Below are 16,625 nucleotides of genomic sequence, written 5' to 3' on the forward strand. Positions count from 1 at the left end.
GCATTGATGCAGCCAAGCAATGACCGGCGGCGCTCGCCTTTGCATGATCAGGTCTGCATTGCCTTTTCGTTCAACATTAAACAGCGGAATGCCATCCATGCTTCACGTCTTAATAACGAGACAAGCGGGCAGCCGTCATCAGCGGCTGATCGGTCAAGAAACACGGCTACATCGTACTCACCAACAAGCCGATCAATCATGAATAAGAAATGGCTGATGATCGTGCTTGCCGCCTTACCGGTCCCGGCCCTGAGCGCCGAGGGCAGCCTACCGCCGCCGCTGGATCTGACCCATCATGCCGTCGGCTATCTGGCCGTCGCGATCTTCCTCGGAGCTTATGCGCTGGCCATGATCGAGGAGGTCACGGAACTCAGGAAATCGAAGCCGATGGTTCTTGCCGCCAGCCTCATCTGGGTCTTGATTGCTGCCGTATACGTCCGGGACGGCCTTGGCGAGCAGGCCGAGCAAGCATTCCGCACTGGGTTGGAGGGGTACGCGGAGCTATTCCTGTTCATACTGGTTTCGATGACCTACCTCAACGCCATGGAAGATCGGGGGGTGTTCGAATCCCTGCGTATCTGGCTGCTGCGCAAGGGCTTCAGCTATCGGCAGCTGTTTTGGATCACCGGATGCCTGTCCTTCTTGCTGTCCTCGGTGTGCAACAATCTCACCACCGCCCTTTTGATGGGCACCGTGATCATGGCGATGGGGCGGGATAACCGCCGCTTCATCGGCGTGGCCTGCGTCAACGTGGTGGTTGCCACCAATGCCGGCGGCTCCTTCAGTCCGTTCGGCGATATCACGACCCTCCTGGTCTGGCAAAAAGGGGTCGTGCCGTTCATCGAGTTCTATTCGTTGCTGGTCCCCTCCATCGTCAATTTTGTCCTGCCGGCAGCCATCATGTACTTCTGGGTTCCCAAGGAAAAGCCGGCACCCGCTCTGGAGGCTTTCGCCCTGCGGCGCGGGGCGAAAACGATTATTCTGTTGTTTCTGTTGACCATCGTCACCGCCGTCTGTTTCGAGAACTTCCTGAGTCTCCCGCCGGCCGCCGGCATGTTGGCGGGGCTCACCTATCTGAAATTCTTCAGCTATTACCTGCAGAAGACTGCGGCGCCACGCGGCAATTCGGGCGAAGTCGCCGATACCGATGCCATGGAAATCCCCTACGACCTGGAGGAACGGCATCATTTCGACGTATTCCACAACGTCTCGCGATTGGAATGGGACACGCTGCTGTTCTTCTACGGCGTCATGGTCAGCGTCGGGGGTTTGAGCTTCATCGGCTATTTGAACTACGCCTCGCAGTTCCTTTATACCGATCTCGACCCCACCATCGCCAACGTGCTGGTGGGCATCATCTCCGCCTTCATCGATAACGGCACCATCATGTTCGCCGTGCTGACGATGATGCCCGATATCTCACAGGGGCAATGGTTATTGGTGACGCTGACGGCGGGTGTCGGGGGAAGCCTGCTCGCCATCGGCTCGGCGGCGGGTGTGGGACTTCTCGGTCAAGCCAAAGGCTTCTATACCTTCAGCACACACCTGAAATGGGTTCCGGCCATTGCGCTCGGGTATGCCGGCAGCATAGTCGCGCATTTCGTGATCAATGCCCGGTATTTTTAGCGCGCAGGGTAAGTTCTGGAATGGCTATCGTCTCAAAGAAAATGGGATAGTGATCGCTTACGGACGGAAATTCCGATGCCTTTTATTCTGCGCATACAGAAATCTTATTAATCAGGCCCGTAAATACCCTCCTGGTATTTCGGGCCGCCGCCCAGGCCGGTACACGCCCGGCCTGGGCTCACGCGGCTTGTCGCCGCGCCGGGGCATCCCTGCCCCGGATTAACCCGGCCTATATTTATAGGCCGGGTTAATAAGAACAAAAAAGCATTTCAGCATGATTCAATTTCTGTCACTGGCCCGGGTTTTCGGGCTGATGCTAATGGTCTTCAGCATGACCTACATCTTGCCTATTTTGACGTCGCTCATTTATCGGGATGGGACGGAACTGCTTTTCATCGAGGACATGCTGCTCACCTTGGGTGCGGGTTTGCTACTTTGGATACTGACCCGCCAATTCGATAGGGAGTTGAAGGCCAAACAGGGCTTTATGCTGGTGGTGCTCGCCTGGACGGGAATGGCCGCCTTTGCAACTTTTCCACTCATGTCGTATCTGAAGAACCTGTCGTTTACCGACGCCTACTTCGAAACGATGTCCGGACTTTCGACTACCGGCGCCACGACTCTGACCGGATTGGATCGGCTGCCGCCCGCCATCAATTTATGGCGGCATGAACTCAACTGGTTGGGCGGCATGGGAATCATCGTCTTGGCGGTGGCGATTCTCCCGGTGCTCGGTGTCGGTGGCCGCCAGCTGTTTATGGCCGAAACGCCCGGCCCCATGAAAGACAGCCAGCTCACGCCGCGCATTACCGAGACGGCCAAGAATCTCTGGCTGGTTTACGGCAGCATCACCGTGGCCTGCATTTTTGCCTTGAAATGGGCAGGGATGACGTGGCTGGACGCTGTCTGCCATGCATTTGCAACCTTGTCGCTCGGCGGGTTCTCCACCTACGACGCCGGTGTCGGCCACTTCAATTCGCCCGCAATCGAGGCGGTTTTGATCGTTTTCATGCTGCTGGCGGGGATGAACTTCGCCACGCATTTTCTGGCGCTCCGCGGCAGGAGCCTGATGCCGTACAAGCATGATGTCGAGTTGCTACCTTATCTGGTGCTTGTGGTGGGCAGTTGCGTGGCAATTGGGCTTTATCTGTGGCTTCAGGGCACTTATGCGGATTTTCCGACCGCCCTTCGCCACGCGAGCTTCAGCTTGGTGTCCATCGGCACCGACTGCGGGTTTGTCACCGCCGATTTCAACGAGTGGCCGATTTTTGCGCCGCTGTGGATGTTCTTCGTGAGTTGCGTTGCCGTCTGCACCGGATCCACCGGCGGCGGCATCAAGATGATGCGGACCCTGATTCTCGTCAAACAAAGCCAGCTCCAGATGTTCCTGCTGACTCACCCCACTTCGGTCAACCCGCTCAAACTCGGCAATATGGTCATTCAGTCACCGATCGTCCTGTCGGTGCTCGGATTTATTTTTGTCTATTTCATGAGCGTCGTGGTCCTTACCTTATTGCTCGTAATCAGTGGACTCGATTTCCTGTCATCGTTCTCCGCCGTGCTCGCCAGCATCAACAATGCGGGTCCCGGATTGGGGGAAGTGGGACCCGCCACGAACTACGGCGGATTGACCGACTTTCAAACGTGGATCTGCACCTTGGCCATGTTTCTTGGCCGCATCGAGGTGTTCACGGCGCTGATCCTGTTCACGCCGGCCTACTGGCGCAAATGAGCGTCACTCCAGAGGTTTGACGCGCTGGATGCAGCGCGATGTGGCCGCGGCACGAAAAGCGCTCCGGCAACTGCTCAAGGAACCGATTCGGTGTATTCCGGTGGAACGGAAAGGCAAGAAAGTATTGCGGGCGGAAGGACAAACGACCGTCGGGACCTTGCTGTCCCAAGGTTATATAAACTTGGCGTCCCCAAGGGGGTTCGAACCCCTGTTGCCGCCGTGAGAGGGCGGAGTCCTGGGCCGCTAGACGATGGGGACGTAGCGGAAGGCCTAATAGATTAGCGCGAGACGTCCGATTGATCAAATCCAATTTTTCCTATTCGCGCCTTGGCGAACAAGGTCCGTCTGCGTTTGGCCCCATGTAAGTCGGTCATGGGGCCAATCTTGAGATACTGTGTGGGCTGCCTGGCAGCAGAAAACTTCTACGAGAACGGTGCTTTCCGATCAGCCTTGCTCGATGAGCTCGCGGATTATGGCATCGGCCATATGTTGCGTTCCGTAGGGCGAATTCGCGTTTAGGTCGGGCGTCACGATTCTGCCGTCGCGGATGACCTTACGGACGGCTTGTTCGATTTTCCGGGCAGCGTCGAGCTCCCCGATATGTTCGAGCATCATGGCGCCCGCCAGGATCATGGCCGTCGGATTGGCAATGCCCTTGTCGGCAATATCCGGCGCGCTGCCGTGCACGGCCTCGAATAAAGCGGCATCGGTGCCGATGTTCGCGCCTGCGGTCAATCCCAACCCGCCGATGAGACCTGCCGCCAAGTCGGACAGAATATCCCCGAATAAGTTGGTGGTAACGATCACATCGAACACTTCCGGCCTCATGACCAGTTGCATCGAGCAGGCGTCGACGATCTTGTCTTCGAACTCGATCTCCGGATAAGCCTTGGCGACTTCCCGACCGATTTCCAAAAACAGCCCGGAGGTACACTTCAAAATGTTGGCTTTGTGCACCAGCGTCACTTTTTTGCGCTGGGTTTTGCGCGCATATTGAAAGGCGTATTCGATGATCCGTTCGGAGCCTTTCTTGGTAACGATCGCGATGCTTTCTGCTCCCAGTTTTTCCGCATCGACCTTGATGAAATGCTCGATACCGGCGTAGAGGCCTTCCGTATTCTCGCGAACCGTCACCAGGTTTACATTTTGAAACGGTGTGCTGGTGCCTTCGAAAGAAATGGCCGGACGAACATTCGCATACAAGTTGAATGTCTGTCGCAAGGTTACGTTGACGCTTCGGTAACCCCCGCCGACCGGCGTGGTCAGCGGGCCTTTGAAGCAAATTCGATTGTTCCGGATTGATTCGATGGTCGCATCGGGCAATGGATCGGCATGTTTTTCGACAGCCGCCATGCCGGCTAATTGCCGATCCCAGTGGATTCTTACGCCGGTCGCTTCGATCACGCTGACCGCGGCATCGACGATGGAAGGTCCGATACCGTCACCGGGAATGAGGGTAATCTGATGCATGCAGAGAATTCCTTATTTATTTTGAGTGATGAAATTGTCGCTTTAGCGGATTATCCAACAGTAAACGACAAAGTTTAAGCATCAGAGTCGGCCTTCCGAGCGCCGATCATTTCTGATAGATTCACTAAGGTATTTTATCCACTTTAATTTGAGACAGCCGGTATGGACGTTACAGAACGCATCAAGAAACAACTCGCCGAGAATCAGGTGATCCTTTACATGAAGGGGTCTCCCGATTTTCCTCAGTGCGGCTTTTCGGGACGGGCAGTGCAAATTTTGGAACGCTGCGGCGTCGAGTACGCTTACGTGAACATCTTCGAAGATCCCGAGCTGAGAGAGGGGCTGAAGGTATTTTCTCAATGGCCGACGTTTCCGCAGCTTTACATTAACGGCGAGCTGGTCGGCGGAAGCGATATCATGTTGGAGCTGTTCGAAAGCGGCGAGTTGCAGAAGCGGCTGAGCGAAGCGGCTCCTACTTCGGTGGATTCATCCGAGTAAATCCTCCGGGCTGCCTTTTTCAATCGTTACCAGGTCTTTCCAGCGATTTACGATCGTACAGAACAGGCGAGCGGTTTGCTCGGCGTCATAAATCGCGGAATGCGCTTGGTCGTTGTTCCACTCGAATCCCGCCGCTTGCACCGCCTTCGCCAGCACGGTTTGGCCGTAAACCAGACCGCTTAAAGTAGCGGTATCGAAAGTGCTGAAAGGGTGAAAAGGATTCCGCTTGATCCCGCACCGCGCCACTGCCGCGTTCAAAAAACCGATGTCGAAGGCGGGATTGTGCCCGACCAGGATCGCCCGAGTACACTCGGTGCGCCGGACGGCGGCGCGAATGGGCTGGAAGATCTTCGAGAGCGCTTCCTTCTCATCCACCGCGAATCGAAACGGGTGATAAGGATCGATCTTGTTGAAACTCAAGGCAGCCGGATCCATGCGAGCACCTGGAAACGGCTTGATATGAGTGGAATGGGTCTCACAGATCTGGAGATGGCCGTTGCCGTTCATCTCGGGAATAACCACGGCAATTTCCAGCAAAGCATGTTCCGAAGGGCTTAGACCCGAGGTTTCGACGTCGACGACGACAGGCAAATAGCCGCGGAAGCGGCGCGCCAAACTGGCGAGATGATGATCAGGCATTATTCGATCGCATTTTTTTCTCGACTAGGTTCGCTAAGCTCATTATATTTTCCCGTCAACTCGAATTTAAGTTCGCGGTAGCTCGAAGCTTCGCCCTGGATATGCTAATTTTAGAGAAAGCCTGATCGACTTCGGGAAAGGAACAAAAAAAATGAAAACAACTCGCCAGTTACGCCCTTCATTGCCGGTCTTCGGACTCGCGCTTATCGTGAGTCTTGCCGGCTGCGCGACCGCCACCAAGCATGATCCACGCGACCCTTGGGAAGGGTGGAACCGCGGCGTTCAGAAATTTAACGATACTCTGGACGATTATGTCATGAAGCCCGTCAGTCAGGGCTATCAATATATCACGCCGTCGTTCGTCGATAAGGGTATCACCAACTTCTTCAGCAATGTGGACGACATTGGCGTAATCGCCAACGACCTGTTGCAATTCAAGCTTCTCCAAACCGGGCAAGACACCGGCCGATTCCTGGTCAATACGGTTCTGGGTGTGGGCGGATTCATCGATGTCGCCTCCAAGCTCGATCTACCGAAACACAACGAAGATACTGATCAGACCTTGGGCGCCTGGGGCATTCCGTCGGGTCCCTATCTGGTTCTGCCGTTCATCGGACCGAGCACGCCCCGCGGCGCCCTCGGCTTGGCCGGAGACACCGCCGCCAACCCCATTAACTGGATCACTCCGGCCGCGATTCCCTATGGAACGGGCACTCTGAAAACGGTCGACATGCGCGCCGACCTGTTGAGCGCCACCAAAATCGTTGACGAGGCCTCGGTCGACCGTTACGAGTTTATTCGTAACGCTTACTTTCAGCAGCGCAATTACCTGATCCATGACGGCAACCCTCCTCTGGAGGATGAGTTCGAGCAGGAAATGGACCTTGAATTGGAAGGCTTGAGCCCAAGCAACGGAGATACCGAAAAGAAGGAAAAACCGGAAAACGAACAGCTTTAGCCCGTTTTCCGAATCGGTGTAAGGGATTCGGATATGTAGGTCGGCAATCCCTTGCCGACGTATCGGCTCGGCGAAGGGCTTTGTCGGCAAGGGATTGCCGACCTACGTTCTCCCCTCCTGGCACGAATCCGTACACCGGGATGGAAAACGCTCTAAGCGCTACGTCAGAAGACGCATAAACCGGCACCGGACGTTCCCGTGCCGGTTTTTTTCTTTGCACGCCTACCTTCGAATCCATTCGCATCGTGACAGACAAAGCTTCGACTCTTCGGGTCGAAGTGCGATCTCCGAGGCCGCATCTAACCGAGTCTCCGCATAACCCGAGCCTACTCGTACGCAGCCTTCCCGCCTAAGCCGCCGCCACGATAAGCGGGACGAACATCTCCTCCGGGCTCATGCCGCCGTGGACACCGATCTGCCGATATGGGCGTTCGCCGGGGAGCCAATCCTTGATCACGTAATTCTCCTTCATGATCAGCATGTAATCGCCTATGCGTTCGGTCAACCGGGGGTGAGGCGTGCCTGAACCGAAACAGCCGGAAGCGAGAAGATCCCGACTGAGATGCAATTCGAGGTAAGCGGCCAAGTTATCTTGTACATAACGTTCGAAGCGTTGCGTCTCGCCCGATTTCACATAGCAATATGCAGCCCGTCTTTCACCGCATAAAGGTAATATCAGGCATTCATTCAGCTCCGAATGATCGTCCAGCTCGATGACACGCTCGGGGCTGGTATCGATTTGACCGTGGTCCGCCGCGACGATGAGCAGCGTATCGCTTCCCGCAATGTTTCCGAAAAACGCCTCGAAGGCGCTGTCCAGTTCAGCCAGATGCTGTTCCGCCTCCGGGCTTGCCGATCCATTCTCATGGCCGATATGGTCGAGCTCAGACCAGTAGGCATAAATGAATTTGCGATGAACATCCTTCCGGAGAGTCCGAACGATCACGCCGAAAAATTCCTCGATCGTATCGAAATCTCGCAATTCGGCTCTGCCTTGATGCGCCAAATTGAAGTCCGAATGGGCTATACGGCGCGGGGAAACGATATAGCAAGGCAGCGGAATGCGATTGAAGATCGGCACATGGCCGAAAAATTTTTCGGCTTCGATGCCGCATTTCCCCAGCGGTATCCCGCCGTATCGAGGCACACCAGGCAATACCGACAGTACGGCACCCAATTCCTTGAAATACATGTGCCATCCGGTCAAACCGTGCTGTTGCGGCGCCAGTCCGGTCAAGAAGCTCGTTATGGCCGTCGCGGTAGTGGACGGAAAGACCGATGTCATGCGTCCGCGGAGATGTTGCCGCAAGAAACTGCCGCGGTCCTGCCTGATCAAGTATTCATAACCGAGTCCGTCGACTACGATCAGAACAACATTGCGGTAAGCGCCCACCTCCGCCGATGACAGGCCGTTGAGGGGCGCATAGCCGTTCGGCTCGCCACCGAGCCCGGTAATGAGCGAGCTGAGCAGATTTACGATGCCGGCGCCTTGATAGTCCGGTAATTGCATGCGCGTTTTATTCCCTGGCAAGCATCATTGCCGGTATGGGCTACGCAACCTTAAGGCGCGTTGCGCAGAACCGACTAATCGCTCTTCAAGTGCTAACCAATACCATCGCGATCAGACCTAGTACGATCCCGATCGCTTGCTTGAGAGTAACCGACTCGTTCAAGAAAAAATAGGCCAGAACCACGGCGACGGTCGGATACAAGGCCGTAGCCGTGGAGACCAACACAACCGGGCCTTTGGTCATGGCATAAAGATAAGCGAAAGCTCCCATGGCCCCGAGGATCCCGGTGCTCAACGCCAACACCATGCCGCGCGGCTCCGTGGCCGGCTTGAAGACGAAAAGGGCCAGAACAACCAGCGCTACGACGAGCCCGCCGGCAGCCTCGTAAATAATGGCGCTTTTGGGATCGATATAGCGCGTGGTGAGTTTCGGCAGAAATGCCCAAATTCCCCAGCAGATGAATGCCGTCGTCGCGGGCAAAAGCCAATGAGTCACCGAAGTTCCGGTATGTTGTCGATTGCGCGAACATCCTCCGGATCGAGGTGGACGTGCAAGGCGCGCATGCTGTCCGCGATGCTGGTCGGCTTGCTGGCTCCCGGAATGGGAATGATATGCTCGCCTTTGGCCAGCAGCCAGGCCAAGGCGATGCCGTAACGGGACGATCGGTACTTTTCGGCCAGACGTTCGAACAATTCGCTGTGACCGAGACGAACGTGACCGTAGTGTCCGCCTACCGGACTATGAGGGATATAGGTGATGCCTTTCAAACCGCAATAGTCGATCACGCCGTTGGCGAAATCCTGCTTTTCGAACGGATTGCAACGGTTCTGGACGGAAACGATAGGCGCGTGATCGAGAGTGGCCTGGAGAATGTCCAGGCTAGTGATATTGGATAGCCCGATATGCCTGATTTTGCCTTCGTCCCGGAGCTTTATCAGCTCTTCCAGAGAAGGCAGCAAGCCGATATTGGGATCAACGGCATGAAGCTGATATAACTCGATGCAATCCGTCTTCAGGTCTTTGAGGCTTCGTTCGCAGGACTCCCGCAAAAATTTCGGGTCCCCGTCGATCACCCACTCGCCGCCCGGGCGCCTGAGACCGCCTTTGGTTGCGATGACAACCTGATCCCGTTTGCCGAGTTGGTCCAGAACTTTGGCGATGAGGCGTTCATTGTGCCCGATGTCGGAATCGTCCAGACAATAAACGTTTGCCGTATCGATAAAATTGCCGCCCTCGGCGAGAAAGGTCTCGATGACTTGAAACGCTTGTTCTTCGCTGGGCCTGCCTTGGATGGACAACGGCATGGCACCTAGCCCGACGGGCACAACCCTAATGCCGGTACCATCTATCTCTCTTTGGCTCATGAAGTTTCCCTCCTGGCTACGCGCGACGCAGCAAACTGGCGATCGTTTCGAAGATCATAGCATCGTTGGCGCGTGCCCTGCTCGCTCGATGGAACCTCAGTCGGGAAATTCGCTTTTCGCGGCTTGCGTTTACGCAAATTTTAAGGGAGTGATAGAATGCGCCCATCGCAAATTCCGCCGATGAGCCCCGCCCAATCAGGATGCCCGTCAAGTCTAACGAACAGTCGGCCCGGTCCGTTTCGCTCGAAATCAAATCGGGTTCCATTACGCTGCCGATCCTGAAGCTTTCGAACAGCGACAACGCGCTTGTCGCCCAACAGCTCAGAGACAAGATCCGGCAAGCACCGGAATTTTTCCGTAATGCCCCGGTGGTGATCGATCTCAGCGACCTGCCCAACAACGCCTATGTCGATTTCTTCGATTTGATCGACATCCTGCACGATCATCATTTGGTTCCGGTCGGCACCCGCGGCGGAAGTTCAAGGCTGCAAGCGGCGGCGCAAGACGCGAAACTGGCCATATTTCCGGAACACAAGCACGAAACCGTCGCCGGACCAGCGCCTGCGCCTTCCGCTTCGAAATCCTCATCGCGCGCGACGGCCAAGCTGCCGAGCGGAAGCAAACTGATCGAGCAGCCGGTCCGTTCCGGGCAGCGGATTTACGCCTCCGGCGCCGACCTGATCGTTCTGTCCCAAGTCAGTCCCGGGGCGGAGGTCATGGCGGACGGAAATATCCATATTTACGGCTCACTCCGCGGACGTGCATTGGCGGGGGTACAGGGAAACCTGGATGCGCGGATTTTCTGCGCGGACCTGCAAGCAGAACTGATTGCCATCGGCGGACACTACAAGATCAGCGAAAATTTGGACGAATCCATGCGCGGCAAGCCGGTGCAAATTTATCTGCGCGACAGTTCGTTAATCATCGAAAACCTGTAAACAAAGCTTTTTGAATCTGGAGAGCACGAGTGGCGAGAATTATCGTTGTGACTTCCGGAAAGGGGGGTGTTGGCAAAACGACCACCAGCGCCGCCGTTTCCATGGGATTGGCGTTGAAAGGCCACCGCACCGCTGTCATCGATTTCGACATCGGGCTGCGCAACCTGGATCTCATCATGGGGTGCGAGAGACGCGTGGTCTATGACTTCGTGAACGTCATCAATCAGGAAGCCACCTTGAATCAGGCCCTGATCCGAGACAAACGCTGCGAGAACCTTTACATTCTGCCCGCTTCGCAAACCCGCGATAAGGACGCGCTCACCCTGGATGGTGTCGAGCGAGTTCTGAACGAGTTGTCCGAAACCTTCGAATACATCGTCTGCGACTCCCCCGCCGGCATCGAACGCGGCGCGAATCTGGCGATGTATTTTGCCGACGACGCGATTGTCGTCACCAACCCGGAAGTTTCTTCGGTCCGCGACTCGGATCGCATGCTGGGCATACTCGCCAGCAAGTCCCGCCGCGCCGAACAGGGACTCGAACCGATCAAGGAATATCTCCTCTTGACCCGCTATTCCCCGCAACGGGTCAAACTGGGCGAAATGCTCAGCGTGGACGACGTACAGGAGATTCTCTCCTTGCATCTGCTCGGCGTAATACCGGAATCGAAAGCCGTGCTCAGTGCATCCAACGCGGGAACGCCGGTCATTCTCGACGACAAGAGCGATGCCGGCCAGGCATATGCCGATGTGATACGCCGGTACTTAGGCGAAAATGTCCCCCATCGCTTCCTCGAAGAGGAAAGGAAAGGCTTGTTCGGTCGGCTGTTCGGGGGTTAATTATGGGACTCTTGGATTATTTTCGAAGTTCTCGGCCGTCGAGTGCGGCTATCGCCAAAGAGCGTCTTCAGATCCTGGTGGCGCACGAACGCTCGCAGCGCTCTCAACCCGAATATCTCGCCGCCATGCAAAAGGATTTGCTGGAAGTGATCCGCAAATACGTGAACATAGACCAAAACGCCATCACGGTTTCCATGGAACAGGATGAAAACCGCGAGATTTTGGAACTCAATATCGTCCTGCCCGAAGATAACGAGCGCAAGCGAAGTCCACGGCGCTGAATGACACGCCATAATGACCCTCAGCCAAGCGTCGACGCCGCTGCCGACGAAAGCTGAATGCGCCCCGACGCGCAGCCGGGAAACCGACCTAGATAGGTACAATGTCCAGCAGACGCTCGGCTGGCTGGCGCGATAAGCCAATCGTGTAACATAAGGTAAGAAATATCCCCCTTGGCAACCGATCTAAGGGTTCGGCGAGCGAATCGGCGTCCGCAGCAGGATGGGCATCTCTGTCGCTCCCAGAGATGCCGTTAGCGATTGGAAGGGTCGTCCGGGTGCTCCCCGGATGACCGTTTGCGATTGGAGGGTGTGAGGAATGCGGGTTAGGATAGCGGCGTTCAGGCAGCCCGCCACACAACCGCGCTCGTCGAATTCCGTCGCGGCGATCGACACGGATTTTGAGCGTTTCCTCCAATAGCGAATCATTCGACGATGATACTTGAAACTCTGAGTGCAATGCGTGATCTCGGGCGATTGCACGACATCGCGTCCATCCTGATCCGCTATGGTTTCGGCGACATGGTCAAGCGCCTGGGACTCGAGCGGCTGCTGGAAAAGGCCGGGCGGGCGCTCAACTGGACCCGCTTCGAGGAGCTGCTTCGCCTCGATCCGCCGCAACGCGTGCGCAAGGCCATGGAAGAGATGGGGCCGACCTTCATCAAGTTCGGCCAAATCCTTGCCACTCGCGTGGACTTGTTTCCACCGGACTGGATCACGGAATTCGAAAAACTGCACGACCGGGTGCCGCCGCTTCCTTTCGAGAAACTGCGATCGCAGATCGAGGAAGATTTGAGCGGGTCGGTCAGCGAAGTGTTTGTCGAGTTCGACGAAACGCCTTTGGCCGCCGCCTCCATCGCACAGGTCCATCGAGCCCGTCTTCCCGACGGCCAACAGGTGATCGTCAAGATTCGCCGCCCCGGTATCCGCCCGACCATCGAAGCGGATTTACGCCTGCTCGAGCGTCTGGTTGGAATCGTCGAGCACGAATTCCCCGACGTCAGTCGATTCCATCCGCAAGAAGTACTGCGGCAATTCAAGATCTCCCTGCGCAACGAGCTCGATCTGCTGACCGAGGGACGGAACACCGAGCGGGCCGCCGATAATTTCGCGGGCGACCCCACGATCGTGATCCCCAAAGTTTACTGGGAATACTGCGGCGAGCGGATCAATGTTCAGCAATATATCGAAGGGATAGCCGGACGGGATCTCAAGGCGCTCGACGCCACGGGACTCGATCGCAAGATTCTGGCTCAACGCGGCGCGGACGCCGTGCTCAAGATGGTATTGATCGACGGCTTTTTCCATGCCGACCCACACCCCGGCAACTTTATTTTTCTACCCGAAAACAGGCTGGCTTTCATCGATTTCGGCATGGTCGGCTCGCTGTCGGAATCGCGGCGGGACCAAGTGGTGGACATGCTCAATGCCATCGTGGTCCGGGATGCCGCCACGGTGGTGGACGTATTGCTGGATTGGGCAGGCGAAGCCGCGCCCAGCACCGAGCGACTGGTCGCCGAAGTGGGCATGTTCATCGATAAATATCACGGCGTCGCGCTCAAACAGCTCCGTCTGGGCGACATGCTCACAGAAATGACGAGTCTGATGCGGGACCACCAGCTTACCCTGCCGCCAGATTTGACCATGCTGTTCAAGGCGCTGATCACACTCGAGGGTACCGGACGCCAGCTCGATCCCGATTTCGACATCGTCGCGCAAGCGACTCCGCTATTGCAGCAAGCCAGCGTGCTTCGGTACCACCCGGACACACTGCTTCGAAAAGGCCGGCGCAATCTGGCCAGCCTGATGTCGGTCCTGAGTGCCCTGCCGCAAGACATCCGAAGGCTAATGAGGCTCCTCCGGAGCGGAGCCGTCAACGTTCACGTGGACCTCAGCCAGTTGGACCGTTTCGGGATGCTCATGGACCGGGCCGCCAGCCGATTAACCGTAGGCATGGTGACCGCTTCGCTCATCATCGGATCGTCCATCGTCATGACCGTCAGCGGCGGCCCCACCCTGTTCGGCCTGCCCGCCCTCGGCGTTTTGGGGTTTACCGCCGCCGGCATCGGCGGATTATGGGTGCTGATCTCGATTTGGAAAACCTCGCGCAGAGGGGAAAGATAGCCTCGAATCGGTTCTTAGCGCAGATTTTCGTCGCGCCGCCGGAGACCGCCCGCGGCGGAATCGCCGTCGCGATCCGCTCGATCCCTGCAGGCGGGTCTTCGTTCTCCGAGGCTTATTGGTGGTGTACCGGACGCGGCGCGCTGGGAGCGGTGGTCGCGGCTACATCGTTCTCGATGATGGTGCGGTCGTCGATCTTCAGAAGGGTGATGCCCTGATCCATGACGTAACGGCATTCGGCGCGTTTCGCCGAGCCGACGTTGTTCCAGATCAAGGTGACGTATTTAACGTGATCGCTGTCGGATTCGGACGGGCTGTAGGGATGAGTGCCGATTTCACTCTTTACCGCCTCGGTGCATTTGTCCAAAGCCAAACTGCTGAGCAGGTTCGATGTTTGCAGGAAGGCGCCTTGCATTTTTTCCTGCTGAGTTTCGCGCGTCGTGCCGACGATGATAAAACCGACGATCATGACGATGGCGAACCCGATTGCGCCTTTGACGACGTTCGATTCCATGATTTCCTCTCTTTTCTTATGGTTGGAAACGCAGGCGACTATAGCAAAAATCACGATACATTAGGTCACCTGCCGTCAACTCAACCGCCGCCTCGATAAAATTTTTCTGCGCGGCACGGCACTGCTATGGGGCATCAGAGAGGGGACAGCCTGCAACCGCGTATTGCGACCGCAGGCGAGCGTCACCACGATATGAGCAAGATTCCATTCGGCAACGGTCACGCCTTACGGTAAATCTCCGCCCCGCTCTTCACGAATTCCTCCGCCTTCTCCTCCATGCCCGCCGTCAAGGCCTCGTTTTCCTTGAGTCCATGGGTTTGCGCGTAATCGCGCACGTCCTGGGTAATCCGCATCGAGCAGAAGTGCGGGCCGCACATGGAGCAGAAATGGGCCAGCTTGGCGCCTTCCTGGGGCAGTGTTTCGTCGTGGAATTCCAGGGCCTTTTCCGGGTCCAGGCTGAGATTGAACTGGTCCGCCCAGCGGAATTCGAAACGAGCCTTGGACAAGGCGTTGTCGCGAACCTGAGCACCCGGATGGCCCTTGGCGAGATCGGCGGCGTGGGCGGCGATCTTGTAGGCGATGATGCCGTCGCGGACATCCTGCTTGTTGGGCAGTCCCAAGTGCTCCTTGGGCGTGACGTAGCAGAGCATGGCGGTTCCGAACCAGCCGATCATGGCGGCGCCGATGGCCGAGGTGATGTGATCGTAGCCCGGCGCGATGTCGGTGGTGAGCGGCCCCAGGGTGTAGAAGGGCGCTTCCCGGCAAAGTTCCAATTGCTTTTCAACGTTTTCCTTGATCATGTGCATGGGCACGTGGCCGGGGCCTTCGATCATGGTCTGCACGTCATGTTTCCAGGCGATTTCCGTCAGCTCGCCCAAGGTCTTGAGTTCGGCGAACTGCGCCTCGTCGTTGGCGTCGGCGATGGAACCGGGCCGGAGGCCGTCACCGAGACTGAAGCTAACGTCGTAGGCTTTCATGATCTCGCAGATTTCCTCGAAATGCGTGTAGAGGAAATTCTCCTTGTGATGGGCCAGGCACCACTTGGCCAGGATCGAGCCGCCGCGCGACACGATGCCGGTCACGCGTTTCGCGGTCAGCGGGATATACCCGAGGCGCACGCCGGCATGGATGGTGAAATAATCCACGCCCTGCTCGGCCTGCTCGATCAGGGTATCGCGGAAGATCTCCCAGGTCAGTTCCTCGGCTTTGCCGTCCACTTTTTCCAAGGCCTGATAAATGGGTACCGTACCGATCGGCACCGGCGAATTGCGGATGATCCACTCGCGGGTCTCGTGGATGTTTTTGCCGGTGGACAAATCCATCACCGTGTCCCCGCCCCAGCGGATCGACCACAGCATTTTTTCCACCTCTTCCTCGATCGAGGAGGTGACGGCCGAGTTGCCCAGGTTGCAGTTGATCTTCACCAGGAAATTGCGGCCGATGATCATCGGCTCGGATTCCGGATGATTGATATTGGCCGGGATGATGGCGCGGCCGCGGGCGACTTCGTCCCGGACGAACTCCGGGGTGATGACCTTGGGGATGGACGCGCCGTAGGATTCGCCCGGATGCTGGAGCTTGTACATCTCGCTGACCGCTTCCAGGCGCTGATTTTCGCGGATGGCGATGAATTCCATTTCCGGCGTGACGATGCCTTTCCTCGCGTAATGCATCTGAGTCACGTTAGCCCCGGTTTTGGCCCGGCGCGGCCGGCGGATATGCTCGAAGCGGAAATGGGCGAGAGAGGGGTCGGCCTGGCGCTTCCGTCCATACTCGGAACTCGGCCCGGAAAGCTCCTCGGTATCGCCGCGCTCCCCGATCCAGGCTTCGCGCAAAGGCGGCAAGCCCAGACGCAGATTAATACTTACTTGCGGATCGGTATAAGGCCCGGATGTGTCATAGACATAAATCGGCGGGTTCTTTTCGGCGCCGAAACTGGCCGGAGTGTCGGATTGAACGACCTGGCGCATGGGCACGCGGACATCGGGACGGCTGCCCTGGACATAAATCTTTTCTGAAGCGGCGAACGGCCGTATGGAAGCTCGTTTGGCGGTTACTGCTTCATGCAGGAATTCTTCGGGAAATGCGCTCATCGCTTTCTCCTGGTTCAAAAACGGAAAAAGGGGGCGCAGGCAAG

The 16,625-nt window shown here is 56.9% G+C and carries 16 protein-coding genes and 1 tRNA gene; 9 read left to right on the forward strand and 8 right to left on the reverse strand.

Features of this window, described 5'->3' with window-relative positions:
- Positions 1-198: 198 nt before the first annotated feature.
- The 3 genes from nhaD (at position 199) to ACWJJK_RS22385 (ending at position 3,581) form a co-directional block, all read left to right on the forward strand.
- Positions 199-1,626, forward strand: a complete 1,428-nt coding sequence (gene nhaD, locus ACWJJK_RS22375) for a sodium:proton antiporter NhaD (protein ID WP_077730945.1) — start codon at positions 199-201, stop codon at positions 1,624-1,626.
- 274 nt (positions 1,627-1,900) lie between these two features.
- On the forward strand, positions 1,901-3,358 hold the full coding sequence (locus ACWJJK_RS22380) for a TrkH family potassium uptake protein (protein WP_077730946.1): 1,458 nt from the start codon (positions 1,901-1,903) through the stop codon (positions 3,356-3,358).
- Positions 3,359-3,374: 16 nt separating this feature from the next.
- Positions 3,375-3,581: a hypothetical protein gene (locus ACWJJK_RS22385; RefSeq protein ID WP_434114249.1), complete on the forward strand. Its 207-nt coding sequence runs from the start codon at positions 3,375-3,377 to the stop codon at positions 3,579-3,581.
- Here ACWJJK_RS22385 and ACWJJK_RS22390 read toward each other — a convergent pair.
- Together ACWJJK_RS22390 and ACWJJK_RS22395 are read right to left on the reverse strand one after the other, a co-directional pair.
- A tRNA-Glu gene (locus ACWJJK_RS22390) sits at positions 3,541-3,616 on the reverse strand. The genes ACWJJK_RS22385 and ACWJJK_RS22390 overlap by 41 nt on opposite strands.
- Positions 3,617-3,802: 186 nt before the next feature.
- On the reverse strand, positions 3,803-4,828 hold the full coding sequence (locus ACWJJK_RS22395; protein WP_077730947.1) for an isocitrate/isopropylmalate dehydrogenase family protein: 1,026 nt from the start codon (positions 4,826-4,828) through the stop codon (positions 3,803-3,805).
- A 162-nt stretch (positions 4,829-4,990) separates the two neighbouring features.
- Between ACWJJK_RS22395 and grxD the strand changes: the two genes are divergently transcribed.
- Positions 4,991-5,326 carry a Grx4 family monothiol glutaredoxin gene (gene grxD / locus ACWJJK_RS22400; protein WP_454128502.1) on the forward strand — a complete coding sequence of 112 codons (336 nt, stop codon included), beginning with the start codon at positions 4,991-4,993 and terminating at the stop codon, positions 5,324-5,326.
- Here the strand turns inward: grxD and rnt are convergent.
- Positions 5,315-5,965 (reverse strand): ribonuclease T, encoded by a 651-nt coding sequence (gene rnt, locus ACWJJK_RS22405; RefSeq protein WP_077730949.1) that lies wholly within the window; start codon positions 5,963-5,965, stop codon positions 5,315-5,317. The two genes, grxD and rnt, sit on opposite strands and share 12 nt — an antisense overlap.
- Before the next feature lie 151 nt (positions 5,966-6,116).
- On the opposite strand from rnt, the gene ACWJJK_RS22410 reads away from it, so the two are divergent.
- Entirely contained in the window at positions 6,117-6,923 is an 807-nt protein-coding gene (locus ACWJJK_RS22410; RefSeq protein ID WP_077730950.1) for an MlaA family lipoprotein, read from the forward strand.
- 349 nt (positions 6,924-7,272) lie between these two features.
- Here ACWJJK_RS22410 and ACWJJK_RS22415 read toward each other — a convergent pair whose 3' ends face one another.
- From ACWJJK_RS22415 to ACWJJK_RS22425, 3 genes are all read right to left on the reverse strand, one after another.
- Positions 7,273-8,433 carry an alkaline phosphatase family protein gene (locus ACWJJK_RS22415; protein WP_086133007.1) on the reverse strand — a complete coding sequence of 387 codons (1,161 nt, stop codon included), beginning with the start codon at positions 8,431-8,433 and terminating at the stop codon, positions 7,273-7,275.
- Positions 8,434-8,518: 85 nt separating this feature from the next.
- Positions 8,519-8,929 carry an EamA family transporter gene (locus ACWJJK_RS22420; protein WP_077730952.1) on the reverse strand — a complete coding sequence of 137 codons (411 nt, stop codon included), beginning with the start codon at positions 8,927-8,929 and terminating at the stop codon, positions 8,519-8,521.
- Complete coding sequence (locus ACWJJK_RS22425) at positions 8,926-9,798, reverse strand: aldo/keto reductase (protein ID WP_156879874.1); 873 nt, start codon at positions 9,796-9,798, stop codon at positions 8,926-8,928. The genes ACWJJK_RS22420 and ACWJJK_RS22425 overlap by 4 nt, the downstream gene beginning before the upstream one ends.
- Before the next feature lie 200 nt (positions 9,799-9,998).
- Between ACWJJK_RS22425 and minC the strand changes: the two genes are divergently transcribed.
- The 4 genes from minC to ACWJJK_RS22445 all read left to right on the forward strand — a co-directional run bounded on the left by minC (position 9,999) and on the right by ACWJJK_RS22445 (position 13,977).
- Positions 9,999-10,736, forward strand: a complete 738-nt coding sequence (gene minC / locus ACWJJK_RS22430; RefSeq protein WP_086133009.1) for a septum site-determining protein MinC — start codon at positions 9,999-10,001, stop codon at positions 10,734-10,736.
- A 29-nt stretch (positions 10,737-10,765) separates the two neighbouring features.
- On the forward strand, positions 10,766-11,575 hold the full coding sequence (gene minD, locus ACWJJK_RS22435; RefSeq protein ID WP_077730955.1) for a septum site-determining protein MinD: 810 nt from the start codon (positions 10,766-10,768) through the stop codon (positions 11,573-11,575).
- A gap of 2 nt (positions 11,576-11,577) precedes the next feature.
- Positions 11,578-11,856, forward strand: a complete 279-nt coding sequence (minE, locus tag ACWJJK_RS22440; RefSeq protein WP_077730956.1) for a cell division topological specificity factor MinE — start codon at positions 11,578-11,580, stop codon at positions 11,854-11,856.
- 432 nt (positions 11,857-12,288) lie between these two features.
- Positions 12,289-13,977 carry an ABC1 kinase family protein gene (locus tag ACWJJK_RS22445; protein WP_077730957.1) on the forward strand — a complete coding sequence of 563 codons (1,689 nt, stop codon included), beginning with the start codon at positions 12,289-12,291 and terminating at the stop codon, positions 13,975-13,977.
- A gap of 112 nt (positions 13,978-14,089) precedes the next feature.
- Here ACWJJK_RS22445 and ACWJJK_RS22450 read toward each other — a convergent pair whose 3' ends face one another.
- Positions 14,090-14,488, reverse strand: coding sequence for a hypothetical protein (locus tag ACWJJK_RS22450; protein ID WP_077730958.1), 399 nt, complete (start codon positions 14,486-14,488; stop codon positions 14,090-14,092).
- Positions 14,489-14,706: 218 nt separating this feature from the next.
- Entirely contained in the window at positions 14,707-16,581 is a 1,875-nt protein-coding gene (gene thiC / locus ACWJJK_RS22455) for a phosphomethylpyrimidine synthase ThiC (RefSeq protein ID WP_156879875.1), read from the reverse strand.
- Between the last annotated feature and the right edge of the window lie 44 nt (positions 16,582-16,625).

The sequence above is a fragment of the Methylocaldum gracile genome, from assembly GCF_053646815.1.

Bases quoted from the DNA above. Each gene is read 5' to 3' on its own strand.
- nhaD (WP_077730945.1), top strand. From the start codon at position 199: ATGAATAAGAAATGGCTGATGATCGTGCTTGCCGCCTTACCGGTCCCG.
- ACWJJK_RS22380 (WP_077730946.1), top strand. From the start codon at position 1,901: ATGATTCAATTTCTGTCACTGGCCCGGGTTTTCGGGCTGATGCTAATG.
- ACWJJK_RS22395 (WP_077730947.1), bottom strand. From the start codon at position 4,828: ATGCATCAGATTACCCTCATTCCCGGTGACGGTATCGGACCTTCCATC.
- grxD (WP_454128502.1), top strand. From the start codon at position 4,991: ATGGACGTTACAGAACGCATCAAGAAACAACTCGCCGAGAATCAGGTG.
- rnt (WP_077730949.1), bottom strand. From the start codon at position 5,965: ATGCCTGATCATCATCTCGCCAGTTTGGCGCGCCGCTTCCGCGGCTAT.
- ACWJJK_RS22410 (WP_077730950.1), top strand. From the start codon at position 6,117: ATGAAAACAACTCGCCAGTTACGCCCTTCATTGCCGGTCTTCGGACTC.
- ACWJJK_RS22415 (WP_086133007.1), bottom strand. From the start codon at position 8,433: ATGCAATTACCGGACTATCAAGGCGCCGGCATCGTAAATCTGCTCAGC.
- ACWJJK_RS22425 (WP_156879874.1), bottom strand. From the start codon at position 9,798: ATGAGCCAAAGAGAGATAGATGGTACCGGCATTAGGGTTGTGCCCGTC.
- minC (WP_086133009.1), top strand. From the start codon at position 9,999: ATGCCCGTCAAGTCTAACGAACAGTCGGCCCGGTCCGTTTCGCTCGAA.
- minE (WP_077730956.1), top strand. From the start codon at position 11,578: ATGGGACTCTTGGATTATTTTCGAAGTTCTCGGCCGTCGAGTGCGGCT.
- ACWJJK_RS22445 (WP_077730957.1), top strand. From the start codon at position 12,289: ATGATACTTGAAACTCTGAGTGCAATGCGTGATCTCGGGCGATTGCAC.
- ACWJJK_RS22450 (WP_077730958.1), bottom strand. From the start codon at position 14,488: ATGGAATCGAACGTCGTCAAAGGCGCAATCGGGTTCGCCATCGTCATG.
- thiC (WP_156879875.1), bottom strand. From the start codon at position 16,581: ATGAGCGCATTTCCCGAAGAATTCCTGCATGAAGCAGTAACCGCCAAA.